Below are 14,659 nucleotides of genomic sequence, written 5' to 3'. Positions count from 1 at the left end.
CACAGCCGATGCACTTCTCCAGCCCGTCGGGATGCCGGTTGAGCTGGTGGCGTCCGTGATAGCGCGGCGCGGTGGGGACCTTCTCCTCGGGATAGAACTCGGTATTGGGCTTCTTGAACATGGTGAGCGCGGTGACCGCGAAACCCGCCAGCGGTTCGAGGAGCCCGGGGGAGGAGGTGATGGTCGAGGTCCGCTCCGGCAGCGGCGGGGTCGGGAATCCCAGGAAGACCTGACCCCCGCCCGGCGTGCCCGGTGGAGCGTTCCCCACCGGTAGATCGCCTTCGGGGCCGAACTCCGGCGCGGTGGCCGGGGCGTTCCCGGCCCGGAGGAACAACCCGATCAGGAGCCCGGTGAGCAGCAGGCCGCCGATCACCAGGATCGGTGTGCGCACGGGATATCCCTCGAGATCGAGGACCCGGGCGGTGGCCACCACCATCACCCAGGCCAGCGAGGTCGGGATGAGCAGTTTCCAGCCCAGACTCATGAACTGGTCGTAGCGCAGCCGCGGCAGCGTACCGCGCAGCCAGATGAACACGAACAGGAACATCCAGACCTTGGCGGTGAACCACAGCAGCGGCCACCAGCCCGAATTCGCGCCCTCCCAGAGGCTGACGGGGAACGGGGCCCGCCAGCCGCCGAGGAACATGGTGGTCGCCAGCGCCGAGACCGTCGTCATGTTCACGTATTCGGCGAGCATGAACATAGCGAACTTCAGCGAGGAGTACTCGGTGTGGAACCCGCCGACGAGTTCGCCCTCGGCCTCGGGCAGGTCGAACGGCGCCCGGTTGGTCTCCCCGACCATGGAGATGCAGTAGATGAGGAACGACGGCAGCAGCAGGAACACATACCAGGTGGGCTGCTGGGCGGCGATGATCCCGGATGTCGCCATGGTGCCGCCGAGCAGGAAGACCGCCCCGAAGCAGAGCGCCATGGAGATCTCGTAGGAGATCACCTGCGCGGTGGAGCGCAGACCGCCCAGCAGCGGATAGGTGGAGCCCGAGGCCCAGCCGGCCAGCACGATCCCGTACACACCGATCGAGGTGACCGCAAGGATGTAGAGAACACCGACGTGTAGATCGGTGAGCTGCAGGGCGGTTCGCTGCCCCAGGATCGAGACCTCCGGCCCGAACGGGATCACGGCGAAGGCCAGGACGGCCGAGACGACCGAGATGATCGGCGCGAGCACGAAGATGGGTTTGTCCACGATCGCGGGGAGGATATCTTCCTTGAACGCCATCTTCACCCCGTCGGCGGCGCTCTGCAGCAACCCCTTGGGCCCCACGCGGTCGGGCCCGACCCGCATCTGCATCCAGGCCACGACCTTGCGTTCGATCAGCACACCGAACAGCACGGTCAGCAGCAGGAATACGAAAATGGCGACGGCTTTGGCGGCGACCAGCCACAGCGGGTCGTGACCGAAGAGGGACAGATCAGTCATGGTCGGATGCCTCCGTCCGCTGGTCGGCGCGCCGTAGGGTCACGACGTCGCCCGGTCGGGCGCCGAGATCGGTGTGGATCGAGCACCCGGGTGAGTTCATGGGCAGCCATACCACCCGGTCCGGCATCTCGGTGACGGCCAGCGGCAGGGTCACCGCGCCGTGCGGGGTCGTCACGGTGACCGGAGCGCCGTCGGCGGCCCCCACTTCCGCGGCCGTCACCGCCGACAACCTGGCCACCGGTGGACGCGCGATACCGGCCAGATTCGCTTCGCCGTCCTGCATCCGGCCCCGGTCCAGCAGCATCCGCCAGCTCGCCAGCACCGCGGTGCCGGGGTCGGGGCGGACGGGCGGCGCGGCCGGTCGTGCGGGGGGCGCGACCGTGGCGCCCGTCCAGGGACCGAGACGGTCGAGTTCGGCCCGGGCGGCGGCGGTATCGGGGAGACCCAGCGCCACACCCACTTCCGCCGCCAAACTGTGCAGTACCCGCAGATCGGACAGCGGTGCGGCGGTGCGGCGCACCGTGTTGTCGGTGAGCGCCGCGGCGAACGGACGCGGACGACCCTCCCAGGTACGGAAGGTGCCGGATTTCTCCATCGCCGTGGCCACCGGGAACACGACGTCCGCGTATGCGGTGATCTCGCTGTGCCGCTGTTCCAGCGAGATAACGAAATCGGCGGCCCGCAGGGTGGCCCGCGCCGCGGCGGGATCGGGCAGATCGGCGAGTTCGATACCGCCGACCACCAGGGTGCCCACCGTCGCGGTGCCGTCGAGAACCGAAGCGGTATCGCGGCCCGGGTGGTCGGGAAGATCGCTGACGCCCCAGAGCTCGGCCACCTGCCGCCGGGCCTCGGGGTCGGTGACGGGCCGGCCACCCGGGAGCAGCCCGGGCAGCGCGCCGGCCTCCACCGCGCCGCGCTCGCCGGCCCGCCGCGGCACCCAGGCGAGCGCGGCGCCGGTATCGGCGGCGAGCCGGATCGCCGCCGACAGCGCACCGGGGGCGGTCGCCAGCCGTTCGCCGACCAGGATCACCGCACCGGGTTCGCGCAGCAGCCGGGCCGGGCCGGGCTCGGCGCCGGGTTCGATCAGCGCGGCGAGGATACGGGCCTCGCTGCCGGGGACCGCCGGGACGAGGGTGCCCGACATCCGTTCCAGGCCGCGCGACGCGTAGGCGGCGATCGAGAACACCGGTAGCCCTCGGGTCCGGGCCGCTTTGCGCAGCCGCAGGTAGACGATGGGCGATTCCTCTTCCGGTTCGAACCCGGCCAGGAGCACGACCGGGGCCGTCTCCAGATTGTCGTAGGTGACGGTGCCGATGTGCCCGGCGACCCAGGCGCCCAGGAAGTCCGCTTCCTCCGCCGTCTGGGCCCGCGCCCGGAAGTCGATATCATTGGTGCCCAGCACTATTCGCGCGAATTTGGCGTATGCGTACGCCTCCTCCTCGGTGATCCGGCCGCCGGGGAGCACCGCCGCGTTGCCCACGCCGCCGCGCAGACCGCGCGCGGCGGCCGCGAGCGCCTCGGACCACGAGCACGGGGACAGCGTCCCGTCGGCGCCGCGCAGCAGCGGGCCGGTGATCCGATCGCGTTCGCCGGTGTAGGCGAACGCCCAGCGTCCCTTGTCGCAGTTCCATTCCTCGTTGACCTCGGGATCGTCGCCGGCGAGGCGCCGCAGGACCTTCCCGCGCCGGTGGTCGGTGCGCTGGGCGCAACCGGAGGCGCAGTGCTCGCAGACATTAGGGCTGGAAACCAGGTCGAAGGGGCGGGCCCGGAATCGGTAGCTGGTGCCGGTGAGGGCGCCGACCGGGCAGATCTGCACGGTATTACCGGAGAAGTACGAATCGAGGGGTTCGTGCGCGGCGGTACCGACCTGCTGGAGCGCGCCACGGTCGAGCAGTTCGATGAACGGATCCCCGGCGATCTGCTGGGAGAAACGGGTACAGCGCGCGCACAGCACGCACCGTTCACGATCGAGCAGGACCGCGGTCGACAGCGGTATCGGTTTCGGGTACTTGCGCTTCTCCCCGTCGAAGCGGCTCTCCGTCCGCCCGGTGGACATGGCCTGGTTCTGCAGCGGGCACTCCCCGCCCTTGTCGCAGACCGGGCAGTCCAGCGGATGGTTGATCAGCAGCAGTTCCATCACGCCCTGCTGCGCTTTCTCCGCGACCGCGGAATCGAGCTGGGTATGCGCCACCATGCCCTCGGTGACCGTCATGGTGCAGGAGGCCACGGGTTTACGCTGGCCCTCCACCTCCACCAGGCACTGCCGGCAGGCGCCGACCGGGGCGAGCAGCGGGTGATCGCAGAACCGCGGGATCTGGATACCGATCAGTTCGGCGGCGCGGATGAGCAGGGTGCCGGCCGGAACACTGACCGTGGTCCCGTCGATCGTGACGGTGACCAGGTCGGCCGGCTGCAGATCGGCGGAATCGGAACGAACGGTGGCGGTCATCGGATCCCCTCTCCGGCCGCGGATCCGGCCCAGGCGGTCGCGCGGGCCGGATCGAACGGGCAGCCGCCGTGCGTCATATGCGCGAGGTATTCGTCGCGGAAGTACTTCAGCGAGGACACGATGGGGCTGGCCGCGCCGTCACCGAGCGCGCAGAAGGACTTGCCGTTGATGTTGTCGGCGATATCCAGGAGTTTGTCCAGGTCGGCGGGTGTGCCCTCGCCCGATTCGAGCCGGGTGAGCAGCTGGACCAGCCAGTACGTACCCTCCCGGCACGGGGTGCACTTACCGCAGGATTCGTGGGCGTAGAACTCGGTCCAGCGCAGCACCGCACGGACCACGCAGGTGGTGTCGTCGAAGATCTGCAGTGCCTTGGTGCCCAGCATCGAACCCTGTGCCATCACGTTCTCGTAGTCCAGTGGCACATCGAGATGCTCGGCGGTGAACAGCGGGGTCGAGGAACCTCCGGGTGTCCAGAACTTCAGGGATCGGCCCGCGCGGACCCCACCCGCGTACCCGAGCAGTTCACGCAGGGTGATGCCGAGCGGCGCCTCGTACTGGCCGGGCCGGGCGATATGCCCGGACAGCGAGTACAGCGTGAAACCGGGTGATTTCTCGCTGCCCATGGAGCGGAACCAGGCCGGGCCGTTGCGGATGATCGGCGGCACACTGGCGATGGATTCGACATTGTTCACCACGGTCGGACTGGCGTACAGACCCGCGACCGCCGGAAACGGCGGGCGCAACCGCGGTTGCCCGCGCCGGCCCTCCAGCGAATCCAGCAGGGCGGTCTCCTCACCGCAGATATAGGCGCCGGCGCCGGCGTGCACGGTGAGCTCCAGATCGTAGCCGGAGCCGAGGATATCGCGGCCCAGCAGCCCGGCGGCGTAGGCGTCGGCGACCGCGGCCTGCAGCCGGCGCAGTACCGGCACCACCTCACCACGCAGATAGATGAAGGCGTGCGCGGCGCGAATGGCATAGGCGGCGATGATCACACCCTCGATGAGCGAATGCGGTGCCGCGAGCATGAGCGGGATGTCCTTGCAGGTGCCCGGCTCGGACTCGTCCGCGTTCACCACCAGGTAGTGCGGTTTCGTCGAGCCGTCGGGTTCGGGACCTTGCGGGATGAAACCCCATTTCATACCGGTCGGGAACCCGGCCCCGCCGCGGCCGCGCAGGCCGGCGTCCTTGACCGTGGTGATCACCTGGTCCGGTGTCATGCCGAGCGCGATCGGCAGCGCTTGGTATCCCTCGTGGGCCCGGTAGGTGTCGAGGGTCCAGGAATTCGGCAGATCCCAGTACTTGCTGAGGACGGGCGTCAGGGTCATCGGGCACCGTCCTCGTCCGGTACCTCGGGTGCACGCATACCCTGCTCGCGCGCGGTGTCCAGACCGGTGAGCGTCGGGGCGCCCGGGTCTCCGTCGAGTACGCCGGGTCGGGTGTCCGGGAACCCGGCGAGTACCCGCGCGGTCTCCCGGAAGGTACACAGCGGCGCGCCGCGGGTGGGGGTGACGGTGCGGCCGTCGCGGAGTGCGTCCACCAGTTCGCGGGCCGATTCCGGGGTCTGGTTGTCGAAGAACTCCCAGTTCACCATGATCACCGGGGCGTAATCGCAGGCCGCGTTGCATTCGATGTGTTCGAGGGTGATCGCGCCGTCGTCGGTCGTCTCCCCGTGCGCGATCCCCAGATGCTCGCGCAGTTCCGCGAGGATGGCATCGCCCCCGAGGACCGCGCACAGGGTATTGGTGCAGACGCCCACGTGGTAGTCCCCGGTGGGAGTACGCCGGTACATGGAGTAGAAGGTGGCGACCGCGGTCACCTCGGCGCCGGTGAGCCCGAGCAGCTCCGCGCAGAACTGGATCCCGGTACAGCTGACATAGCCCTCTTCCGACTGCACCAGATGGAGCAGCGGTAGCAGCGCCGAGCGGGGCTGCGGGTACCGGGCGATGATCTCCTTCGCATCCGGCTCGAGCCGGGCACGAACATCATCCGGGTAGGGCTGCGGCCGAGCAGTCAGCCGCAAGAGAATCTCGGTCATGGAACCTCTTTCGAAGCCGGTACATGCGTCCCGCGGAGACCGCAGCGTGGGCGGAGGTACCGCCGCATGAGTTCAGGTCTCCTTCGTGGCCGATACACGTGGTCGGCGGAGACCGCAGCGTGGGCGGAGGTATCGCCCCTCACCGGTCCACACCGCCCATCACCGGATCGATGCTGGCGACCGCCGCGATCACATCGGCGACCATGCCGCCCTCGCACATCGCTGCCACGGCCTGCAGGTTGGTGAAGGAAGGATCGCGATAGTGCACGCGGTAGGGTCGCGTGCCCCCGTCGCTGACCATATGGACGCCGAGCTCGCCGCGCGGTGACTCCACCGCCGCGTAGACCTGCCCCGGAGGCACCCGGATACCCTCGGTGACGAGCTTGAAGTGGTGGATGAGCCCCTCCATCGAGGTCCCCATGATCTTGCCGATGTGCTGTGGCGAATTGCCCAGCCCGTCGGCGCCCAGTTCCAGGTCCGCGGGCCAGGCGATCTTCTTGTCCGCCACCATCACCGGTCCCGGCCGCAGCCGGTCCAGGCACTGTTCCACGATCGCGAGCGACTGCTTCATCTCCTCGATCCGGATGAGGTAGCGGCCGTAGCAGTCACAGGTGTCGGTGGTGGGGACGGTGAATTCGTAGGTGTCGTAACCGCAGTAGGGCATGGCCTTGCGCAGATCGTGCGGCAGACCGGTGGAGCGCAGGACCGGTCCGGTGACGCCGAGCGCGATACAGCCGGTCAGATCGAGGTAGCCGATGTTCTGGGTGCGCGCCTTGAAGATCGGGTTGTGGGTGAGCAGATGCTCCATGTCCCGCAATCGTTTCGGCATCAGCGCCAGCAGGTCGCGGACCTTGGCGACCGCGTCGCCGGGCAGGTCCTGGGCGATACCCCCGGGGCGGATGAACGCGTGGTTCATCCGCAGGCCGGTGATGTTCTCGAAGACGTCGAGGATCAGTTCACGCTCCCGGAAGCCGAACAGCATCGGGGTCAGCGCGCCCAGTTCCATACCCCCGGTCGCCAGCGCCACCAGATGCGAGGAGATGCGGTTGAGCTCCATCAGCAGTACCCGGATCACGGTGGCGCGCTCGGGGATGTCGTCGGTGATGCCCAGCAGCCGCTCCACCCCGAGGCAGAAGGCGGTCTCGTTGAAGAACGGGGACAGATAGTCCATCCGGGTGACGAAGGTGACGCCCTGGGCCCAGGTGCGGAATTCGAGGTTCTTCTCGATACCGGTGTGCAGATAGCCGATACCGCACCGGGCCTCGACCACGGTTTCGCCCTCGATCTCCAGGATGAGCCGCAACACCCCGTGCGTGGACGGATGCTGCGGGCCCATATTGACGACGATGCGTTCCTCGCCCGCGCCGCGCAGGGCGTCGGCGACCTCGTCCCAGTCCTGCCCGGCGACCGTCAGTACCTGTTCGGTGGGGTCCGCACCGCTGTGGCCGGGCACCGTGGGGGCGGCCCGGGAGTCGTCGTTGTCCGGCCCGCCGGAGACTCCGGGCCGGTAATCGATCTCGCTCATCAGCTGTATGCCCTCCGCTCATCGGGCGGCGGTATCCGCGCGCCCTTGTACTCGACCGGTATCCCGCCCAGCGGGTAGTCCTTGCGCTGCGGGTGACCGCGCCAGTCGTCGGGCATGGTGATGCGGGTCAGCGAGGGATGACCGTCGAACAGGATTCCGAAGAAGTCGTAGGTCTCCCGTTCGTGCCAGTCGCAGGTCGGATACACGCGGTACAGCGACGGAATATGCGGGTCGGCGTCCGGGGCGGACACCTCGAGCCGGAGCCGGCGTCCGTGCGTGATCGAATTCAGGTGGTAGACCGCGCGCAACTCCCGGCCGGATTCGTCCGGGTAGTGCACGCCGCTCACCCCCAGGCACAGTTCGAACCGCAGCGCGGGATCGTCGCGCAGCGCCCGCGCCACCGCGACCAGATGGTCGCGGTCCACGTGCAGGGTCAATTCGCCGCGGTCCACCACGACCTTCTCGATCGCGGCATCGAATCCGGCGCCGGTTGCCAGGGCCGCGCGCAGCAGGTCGACGACGGTGTCGAAATAGCCCCCGTAGGGCGGCGCGCTGCCGCCGGGGAGCGCGACCCGGTGGACCAGGCGGCCGTAGCCGGAGGTGTCGCCGCTGCCGGAGATCCCGAACATACCCCGGCGCACCCCGATGACCTCGTCCTCGGGACCGATCGGCTGTTCGGGTTCCACGGCGCGGCTGTCGGTGGAGCCCGGGTCTTCGGCGCTCATCGCAGCAGGCCTTCCATCCGGATGGTCGGGGTGGCCGCCAGCGCCGCCGCTTCGGCGGCGCGGATCGCCTCGGTCCGGTTCACGCCCATCGGGGTCGCCTGGATCTTCTCGTGCAGCGCGAGGATGGCGTTGAGCAACATCTCCGGGCGGGGCGGACAACCCGGTAGGTAGATATCGACGGGGACCACATGATCCACACCCTGCACGATGGCGTAGTTGTTGAACATGCCGCCGGAGGAGGCGCACACCCCCATGGCCAGCACCCATTTCGGTTCGGTCATCTGGTCGTACACCTGGCGGAGCACTGGCGCCATCTTCTGGCTGACCCGGCCCGCCACGATCATCAGATCGGCCTGCCGCGGTGACGCACGGAAGACCTCCATGCCGAAACGCGCCGAATCGAATCTGCCACCGCCGGTGGCCATCATCTCGATCGCGCAGCAGGCCAGACCGAAGGTGGCCGGCCACACCGACCCCTTGCGCATGTACCCCGCCATGGCTTCGACCGTGCTGAGCACGAAACCACTGGGCAGTTTCTCTTCCAAACCCATGTCCGACTACTCCCTGGATATCGGCCCGCGCCGGGCGCGGTACGGCTGATCGGAGGTTCGCGGCTCAGTCCCAGCTGAGGCCGCCGCGCCGCCATTCGTAGGCGTAGGCGACCGAGACATTGACGATGAACAGTGCCATCGCGGCCAGTCCGAACACCCCGAGCGCATCGATATGGACCGCCCACGGGTAGAGGAACACGATCTCGATATCGAAGATGATGAACAGCATCGCGGTGAGGTAGTACTTCACCGGAAACCGTTGTCCGGTAATGTTTCCCGCGCCTCCGGCCGTCGCGTGCGGGGTGGGTTCGATACCGCATTCGTAGGGCTGTAGTTTGGCGCGGTTGTAGCGTTTGGGACCGATGAGGCCGGCGATCAGGATCGAGATCACCGCGAACGCGGCGGCGACCGCGCCGAGGACCAGTATCGGCAGTTCGGTGTTCACGACTGCGCTTCCCCTCCTTGCGAACTGGAACCCCGCGGTTGTGCCACCGGGTCCCGCGAACGGGGTCGGGCGGTGGATGGGTATGCCCCGCGCCGCCGGATCGTCCCCGGATTCGACACAGGGCTGGGGAAGGATCAGTCGACGCGGGTTGTATGTCATCTCCCGCGCTCATGTGAGCTACAGCACAGCCTACAACTGTCGTGGCAGGACGAACGCGGATTCGTGGAGGGGTTTGATCGAATTCGCGACTGAGATTTATGAGCGAATGAACCTAATCCACGCTCAGGCTGCCGGGCGCCGGCGCAGCAGATCGACCACGATCTCGGTGAGCCGCAAGGGGTCGATCGGATGGGTGGCGACGGCCTCGGCCCGCGACCAGTTCGCCAACCAGGCATCGTCGGCGCGCCCGGTGAGCACGACCAGCGGCGGGCACCCGCGGATCTCGTCCTTGAGCTGTTTGGCCAGGCCCATTCCGCCCACCGGCGCGGACTCGCCGTCCAGTACGGCCAGATCGGCCGCGCCGGCATCCATCCGCTCCAACACCACCGGGGCGGTGGCCACCTCGAGGTACTCCAGCGGCGGTAGGTCCGGATGCGGCCGGCGGCCGAGCGCCAGCATCACCTGACCCCGGGTGTCGGCGTCGTTGCTGTAGACCAGGACCCGCAGCGCGGCGGGAGGATTCACATCGGCCACGTTCGCATGGTACGTCCGCGACCACGGGATTCGTGGCAGCTTGGCCCAGATAGGATGTTCCGGTGACGGACGAGCTGGTCGGGGAACTCATCGATACGGTCGCCTGGGTCCTCATGGTGGACGGGCGGATCCTGTGTGCGCGTCCGCGCGGCAAGGACGTCTTCTACATCCCGGGCGGGAAGCGGGAAGCCGGCGAATCCGATGAGCAGACGCTGCTGCGCGAGGTCACCGAGGAACTGACCGTCGCGCTGATACCGGAGACGGTCGAGGCGGTGGGGGTCTACGAAGCGGTCGACGGCGGCGCGCGGGTCCGGATGAGCTGCTATCGCGCGGACTATCGCGGAACGCTGGCCGCGAGTAGCGAGATCGCCGAACTCGCGTGGTTCGGCTTCGGCGATCGGCCCCGGGTGCCGCCGGTGGACCAGTTGCTGTTCGACGAGCTCCACGCGGCGGGCCACCTGGCACGCTGAACCCGGCGGGCGGAACCGGTGCGGCCCCGCCCGTGCCGGCCTACTTGGTGGTGAGATTCGGGCGGGTGGCCCGTTCGATGAGATGCTCGATCAGACTGAGCAGCACATTCTTCGCCGAGACCCGGTCGCGTGCGTCGCACAGCATGACCGGGATGGACGGGTCGAGATCGAGCGCGTCGCGGACCTCGTCGATCGTGTACCGCGGCGCACCGTCGAAACAGTTCACCGCGATCAGGAAGGGCAGGCCGCGCCGCTCGAAATAGTCGATGGCGGCGAAGGAATTCCCCAACCGGCGGGTATCGGCCAGGACCACCGCGCCGAGCGCGCCCCGGGCGAGTTCGTCCCACAGGAACCAGAAGCGATCCTGGCCGGGGGTGCCGAACAAGTACAGCACCAGGTCCTTGTCGATGGTGATCCGGCCGAAGTCCAGTGCCACCGTCGTGGTGGTCTTGGACTCGACACCGGACAGATCATCGATGCCGGTACTGAGTTCGGTGATCATCTCCTCGGTGCGTAGCGGCGGGATCTCGCTGATCGAGGCCACCATCGTGGTCTTGCCGACGCCGAAACCACCGGCGATGAGGACCTTCACCGACGCAGCAAGAGCCGGAGCCCCGGGGTCCATCCGGGCAGGGTCAAATTTTTCGGATTCCATCCAGTACCGCTCGCAATATGTTGAAGTCGCCGGGACCGGACTCCATCTGCACGGGAGCCCGGAAGATCAGATGGCCGTCACCGATCAGATCCCCGACGAGAATCTTGGTCACCGCCAGCGGCAGTTTCAAGGCGGCTGCCACCTCCGCCACGGTTTGTGCTTCCGTGCACAGGTGCACGATATCGGTGTACTCGGGTTCGGTCCGGCGCAACGGCGGGGCACCACGAGCTTTGACCACGACAGTGAGCATATCCAGGTCGTGTCCCGCACCCACAGTGCGACCCTTGGTGATGGCGTACGGCCGCACCAGAGGTCCGGCGTCGTCGTCGAACCAGGGTTCCCGTGGCCCGGTCATACCCGCATACCCTGTCATGGCACCGTTGCTGTTTCCGCGGTTACTGGGGGTCGGTCCCGGTCCCGCCGCGGGAACCGGTCGACAGATGGCTGCCGACCCGCTGGACGGTGAGGTTCATCTCGTAGGCCACCATGCCGAGATTGGCGTCCGCGGCGGCCTGTACGGCGATGCACGCGTTGTCACCGGCCGAGGTGACGAACAGTACGGCGCGATCGAGCTCGATCACCGCCTGCCGTACGGCACCGCCTTCGAACCGCGCGCCGGCGCTCCGGGCCAGGCCGTGCAGGGTGGACGACATCGCGGCGAAATGCTCGGCCTCGGTGCGATCCATTTTCGAGGAGTGGCCCAGCAGCATTCCGTCGGTGGACAGTACGACCGCGAGGCGGACCCCCGCGAGTCGCTCGACCAGGTCGTCGAGCAGCCAGTTCAGGTCACCTTGTGTGGAAGTGGACACTTAGCCTTCCTGTTCATCCGGGGATGCGCCATCCGCCGCCGGGTTCCCGGCGCCGGTTTCTGCGGCGGGCAATGGCTTGCGGCCCTGCCGGGTACCGTTCTCGATCGCCGACATCAGATCCCTGGCCTGTTCGGCCGAGCGTGGCCGCGCCGTTGCGGCGGTCTGGGCGGCGTCCGAAACTTCCGGTCGCGGTGCGACTTTAGCCTGCCTGCTACGGCGGGGTAAAGCCGGACGACCGTCGGGCAGCAGGCTCGGTCCGGCGGTCGTCTCCGTGGCCTCCGGCCGGACGACCGGAACGGTGTCGGAGGTACCGGTCGCCGCGGTGCCGGCCTGCTCGGCCCGATCGCCGGTGGACTCGGTGTCGTGGGGACGGTCGGCGAGCAGCGTCGCGACGGCGGAGCTCTCGGGGAGGGGGCCGGTGTGGTTCTCCGTGCCGCCCTCCGGCCCCGGGGTCCGGGGCAGCCCGGTCAGCGGGGTGGTCTCCTCGGCGGGAGCGGTCAGCAGGGTGGCGGGCACGATGACCACCGCCCGGACACCGCCGTATTCCGATTCCCACAGCCGCACCGCGACACCGTGGCGGGCCGCCAGCTGCGCGACGACGAAGATACCCAGCCGCGAATCCTTCTGCAGGGACGCGACCTCGAAGTTCGGCGGGTTCTCCAGGAGTTCGTTGAGACGCTCGCGGTCCTCCTCCGAGATACCCATGCCCTGATCGGTGATCTCCACGGCCACGCCCTTACCGATCACCGAACCGGTGACCTGGACCCGCGACTGCGGCGGGGAGAACGAGGTGGCGTTGTCGACGAGTTCGGCGAGCAGATGGATGAGGTCACCGACGGCGTTGCCGGCGATACGGAGTTCGGGCAGGCGGGCCAGCCGCACCCGGGTGTAGTCCTGCGTTTCCCCCACCGCACTGCGTACCAGGTCGACCAGCGGTACGGGGGCCCGCCACTGGCGGCCCGGTTTCCCGCCCCCGAGGATGGTGAGGTTTTCGGCGTTGCGGCGTTCGCGGGTGGCCAGATGATCGAGTTTGAACAAGATGTCCAGCATTGCCGGATCTTCTTCGCGCCGCTCGGCGTCGTCGAGGATCTCCAGTTGTTTGTGGACCACGATCTGGCTGCGGTGGGCGATGTTGAGGAAGATCGCCTTCACGCCCTCCTGAGTGCGCGCCTCGGTGATCGCGGCATTGACCGCCACGGCGTGCGCGTGTTCGAAGGCGGTGGCCACCGCCCCGAGTTCGTCCCGGCCGAAGTCGAGCTTCGCGGCGGCCGCGGTTTCGTCGATGTCCTCCCCGGCGCGCAGGCGTTCGAGCATATCGGGCAGGCGTTCGTCGGCGAGGGCCAGCGTATGGTCGCGCAACCGCACCAGGCGGTGGATGAACCGGTTGGCCAGGACCAGCGATACCCCGAACGCGGCCGCGGAGACCACCAGGACCGCCAGGCCGATCAGCAGCGACTGATTGGTGGTGCGGGCGGCGGCGTCCAGCGACAGCTCCTGCATGAGCCGGTTCTGGTCGTCCCAGAGGTTGAGCATCTCATGGTTGACGTGGTCGGCTGCCGCCTGCCAGGCCGTCAGCTGCCCCGGCGAGAGCGCGGCCGCGGTGTTCCCGGCGTCGGTCCCTCCGACGCTGCGCGCGATGAGCGCGTTCTCGGTGCGGGCCAGCAACCGCCACTCCGGGCTGTCGACCAGGGTGCGCACCCGCTCGCCGATCTCCGGATCCAGCTGAGTGGCCAGCAGGGCGGTTTCGGTGTGGTAGAAGCCGGTCTGCTGGATGAATTCGTCGGGCAGTGCGACCGGGTTGCCGGTGCGCAGCGCCGCGCCGGCGAGGGCGTGACTGCGCGAAGCCGCTTCCAGCGCGTGCATGATGCGCGACACCAGGCCCAGCTGGCTGACCGCCTCCGGGTCCTGTTCGAAGGTGTGCGACAGCTGGGCGCCGGTGCTGAAGGCATCGAGGACCCGGACGTAGAAGGTATAGGCGTCACCGGTCGGTACCGCGCGGGTGTCGACCGCGGTACGGATATTGCCGAGCTGCTGGGTGAGCGTGGTGAACGAGCCGACATCGTCGGTGATCTCCGCCGGCTGCAGTTCCCGGAGCCGCTGTGCTCCGGTGACCAGGTCGCGGAGGGCCTGTTCGGTGTTGGGCCGGACCGCGGTGAGGGCGGCGGCCGCGGTGGGGTCACCGGCGAGATGGGCGAGCGTGAGGCGGCGCTCGTTCTGGATCACCTCGTACACATCGCGAGTGGGGCCCGAGACCTCGCGTAACGCCTCGGTCACCTGCCGGTTGTGTTGTCCCTGGTCGATCAGATAGCCCGTCGCACCCACACCGGCCACCAACAGGGTCAGACTCGGGATGAGCGCGATGGCCAGGATCCGGGCGCGGACACCGAGCCTCGCTCTGAACATCGCCACAAGGTAACCGTTCGACCGGTTTCCTGCACATCGAATCCCATTGAACAGGACTCACTTTGACACCGAATCCGGCATATGCGGCGCGGCGCCGCCGCCGTCCGGTGCGCCGTGGGTAGATTTCCTTGGCCGAGGCGGTGGCAGCGGCCAACGACACCGAATACGGTTTGCACGCGAGCGTCTGGGCGGGTGGTCTCGCCGAAGGCGAGCGGATCGCGCGGCTGCTGAAAACCGGCACGGTCTGCGTGAACGAGGGGTACGCGCCGGCCTGGGGGAGACCGCGGCGCCGATGGGCGGGACCGGAATCTCCGGGGTGGGCCGTCGGCACGGGCCCGGGGGGCTGCTCGAATACACCGAACCGCAATCGGTGGTCTCGACCCGTTTCCTGAACCTGGACCCGCTGCCACTGGTCCCCCCGGACCTGTGGCAGCGGGTGCTGATGACGATCGCCCGGTCGC

Annotated in this window: 14 protein-coding genes and 1 pseudogene; 2 read left to right on the top strand and 13 right to left on the bottom strand. The window is 68.4% G+C overall.

Annotated features, from left to right (window positions below; translation table 11 throughout):
• The 9 genes from nuoH to ACLML9_RS22675 form a co-directional block, all read right to left on the bottom strand.
• On the bottom strand, positions 1 to 1,438 hold a 1,438-nt coding region (nuoH, locus tag ACLML9_RS22715), incomplete at its 3' end, for an NADH-quinone oxidoreductase subunit NuoH (protein ID WP_411947418.1).
• A complete protein-coding gene (locus tag ACLML9_RS22710; protein WP_411947417.1) occupies positions 1,431 to 3,887 on the bottom strand; it encodes an NADH-quinone oxidoreductase subunit G in 2,457 nt (818 codons plus the stop codon). The genes nuoH and ACLML9_RS22710, both read right to left, overlap by 8 nt.
• Positions 3,884 to 5,212: an NADH-quinone oxidoreductase subunit NuoF gene (gene nuoF / locus ACLML9_RS22705; RefSeq protein ID WP_411947416.1), complete on the bottom strand. Its 1,329-nt coding sequence runs from the start codon at positions 5,210 to 5,212 to the stop codon at positions 3,884 to 3,886. Before nuoF ends, ACLML9_RS22710 begins: the two co-directional genes overlap by 4 nt.
• Positions 5,209 to 5,922, bottom strand: a complete 714-nt coding sequence (gene nuoE / locus ACLML9_RS22700; protein WP_411947415.1) for an NADH-quinone oxidoreductase subunit NuoE — start codon at positions 5,920 to 5,922, stop codon at positions 5,209 to 5,211. The genes nuoF and nuoE overlap by 4 nt, the downstream gene beginning before the upstream one ends.
• Positions 5,923 to 6,061: 139 nt before the next feature.
• Positions 6,062 to 7,447 carry an NADH-quinone oxidoreductase subunit D gene (locus tag ACLML9_RS22695; protein WP_411947414.1) on the bottom strand — a complete coding sequence of 462 codons (1,386 nt, stop codon included), beginning with the start codon at positions 7,445 to 7,447 and terminating at the stop codon, positions 6,062 to 6,064.
• Positions 7,447 to 8,172 carry an NADH-quinone oxidoreductase subunit C gene (locus ACLML9_RS22690; protein ID WP_411947413.1) on the bottom strand — a complete coding sequence of 242 codons (726 nt, stop codon included), beginning with the start codon at positions 8,170 to 8,172 and terminating at the stop codon, positions 7,447 to 7,449. Before ACLML9_RS22690 ends, ACLML9_RS22695 begins: the two co-directional genes overlap by 1 nt.
• Entirely contained in the window at positions 8,169 to 8,723 is a 555-nt protein-coding gene (locus ACLML9_RS22685; RefSeq protein WP_030519466.1) for a NuoB/complex I 20 kDa subunit family protein, read from the bottom strand. The genes ACLML9_RS22690 and ACLML9_RS22685 overlap by 4 nt, the downstream gene beginning before the upstream one ends.
• A gap of 64 nt (positions 8,724 to 8,787) precedes the next feature.
• Positions 8,788 to 9,168: an NADH-quinone oxidoreductase subunit A gene (locus ACLML9_RS22680; RefSeq protein ID WP_411947412.1), complete on the bottom strand. Its 381-nt coding sequence runs from the start codon at positions 9,166 to 9,168 to the stop codon at positions 8,788 to 8,790.
• Between the two features lie 282 nt (positions 9,169 to 9,450).
• The gene (locus ACLML9_RS22675; protein WP_245713134.1) at positions 9,451 to 9,786 is read right to left on the bottom strand and encodes a hypothetical protein; all 336 of its coding nucleotides are present in this window, start codon (positions 9,784 to 9,786) and stop codon (positions 9,451 to 9,453) included.
• Positions 9,787 to 9,923: 137 nt separating this feature from the next.
• Between ACLML9_RS22675 and ACLML9_RS22670 the strand changes: the two genes are divergently transcribed.
• Positions 9,924 to 10,331 (top strand): NUDIX hydrolase, encoded by a 408-nt coding sequence (locus tag ACLML9_RS22670; protein ID WP_411947411.1) that lies wholly within the window; start codon positions 9,924 to 9,926, stop codon positions 10,329 to 10,331.
• Between the two features lie 40 nt (positions 10,332 to 10,371).
• On the opposite strand, the gene ACLML9_RS22665 is transcribed toward ACLML9_RS22670, so the two are convergent.
• The 4 genes from ACLML9_RS22665 to ACLML9_RS22650 are packed head-to-tail and all read right to left on the bottom strand — an operon-like array spanning position 10,372 to position 14,198.
• On the bottom strand, positions 10,372 to 10,956 hold the full coding sequence (locus ACLML9_RS22665; protein ID WP_036512093.1) for a GTP-binding protein: 585 nt from the start codon (positions 10,954 to 10,956) through the stop codon (positions 10,372 to 10,374).
• Positions 10,957 to 10,966: 10 nt separating this feature from the next.
• Entirely contained in the window at positions 10,967 to 11,341 is a 375-nt protein-coding gene (locus tag ACLML9_RS22660; protein WP_030519471.1) for a DUF742 domain-containing protein, read from the bottom strand.
• A 40-nt stretch (positions 11,342 to 11,381) separates the two neighbouring features.
• Positions 11,382 to 11,795: a roadblock/LC7 domain-containing protein gene (locus tag ACLML9_RS22655; RefSeq protein WP_411947410.1), complete on the bottom strand. Its 414-nt coding sequence runs from the start codon at positions 11,793 to 11,795 to the stop codon at positions 11,382 to 11,384.
• Entirely contained in the window at positions 11,796 to 14,198 is a 2,403-nt protein-coding gene (locus tag ACLML9_RS22650; protein WP_411947409.1) for a nitrate- and nitrite sensing domain-containing protein, read from the bottom strand.
• Between the two features lie 128 nt (positions 14,199 to 14,326).
• Here ACLML9_RS22650 and ACLML9_RS22645 point away from each other — a divergent pair.
• Positions 14,327 to 14,659 (top strand): annotated as a pseudogene (locus ACLML9_RS22645) (aldehyde dehydrogenase family protein); the annotation flags it as partial.

The sequence above is a fragment of the Nocardia sp. NPDC002869 genome (assembly GCF_046764065.1).
Classification (GTDB): Bacteria; Actinomycetota; Actinomycetes; order Mycobacteriales; family Mycobacteriaceae; genus Nocardia; species Nocardia rhamnosiphila.
This window is presented reverse-complemented; position numbering and strand designations above follow the sequence as displayed.

Bases quoted from the DNA above. Each gene is read 5' to 3' on its own strand.
- ACLML9_RS22660 (WP_030519471.1), bottom strand. From the start codon at position 11,341: ATGACCGGGCCACGGGAACCCTGGTTCGACGACGACGCCGGACCTCTG.
- ACLML9_RS22665 (WP_036512093.1), bottom strand. From the start codon at position 10,956: ATGGACCCCGGGGCTCCGGCTCTTGCTGCGTCGGTGAAGGTCCTCATC.
- ACLML9_RS22710 (WP_411947417.1), bottom strand. From the start codon at position 3,887: ATGACCGCCACCGTTCGTTCCGATTCCGCCGATCTGCAGCCGGCCGAC.
- ACLML9_RS22675 (WP_245713134.1), bottom strand. From the start codon at position 9,786: ATGCTGGCGCTCGGCCGCCGGCCGCATCCGGACCTACCGCCGCTGGAG.
- ACLML9_RS22685 (WP_030519466.1), bottom strand. From the start codon at position 8,723: ATGGGTTTGGAAGAGAAACTGCCCAGTGGTTTCGTGCTCAGCACGGTC.
- nuoF (WP_411947416.1), bottom strand. From the start codon at position 5,212: ATGACCCTGACGCCCGTCCTCAGCAAGTACTGGGATCTGCCGAATTCC.
- ACLML9_RS22695 (WP_411947414.1), bottom strand. From the start codon at position 7,447: ATGAGCGAGATCGATTACCGGCCCGGAGTCTCCGGCGGGCCGGACAAC.
- ACLML9_RS22690 (WP_411947413.1), bottom strand. From the start codon at position 8,172: ATGAGCGCCGAAGACCCGGGCTCCACCGACAGCCGCGCCGTGGAACCC.
- nuoE (WP_411947415.1), bottom strand. From the start codon at position 5,922: ATGACCGAGATTCTCTTGCGGCTGACTGCTCGGCCGCAGCCCTACCCG.
- ACLML9_RS22650 (WP_411947409.1), bottom strand. From the start codon at position 14,198: ATGTTCAGAGCGAGGCTCGGTGTCCGCGCCCGGATCCTGGCCATCGCG.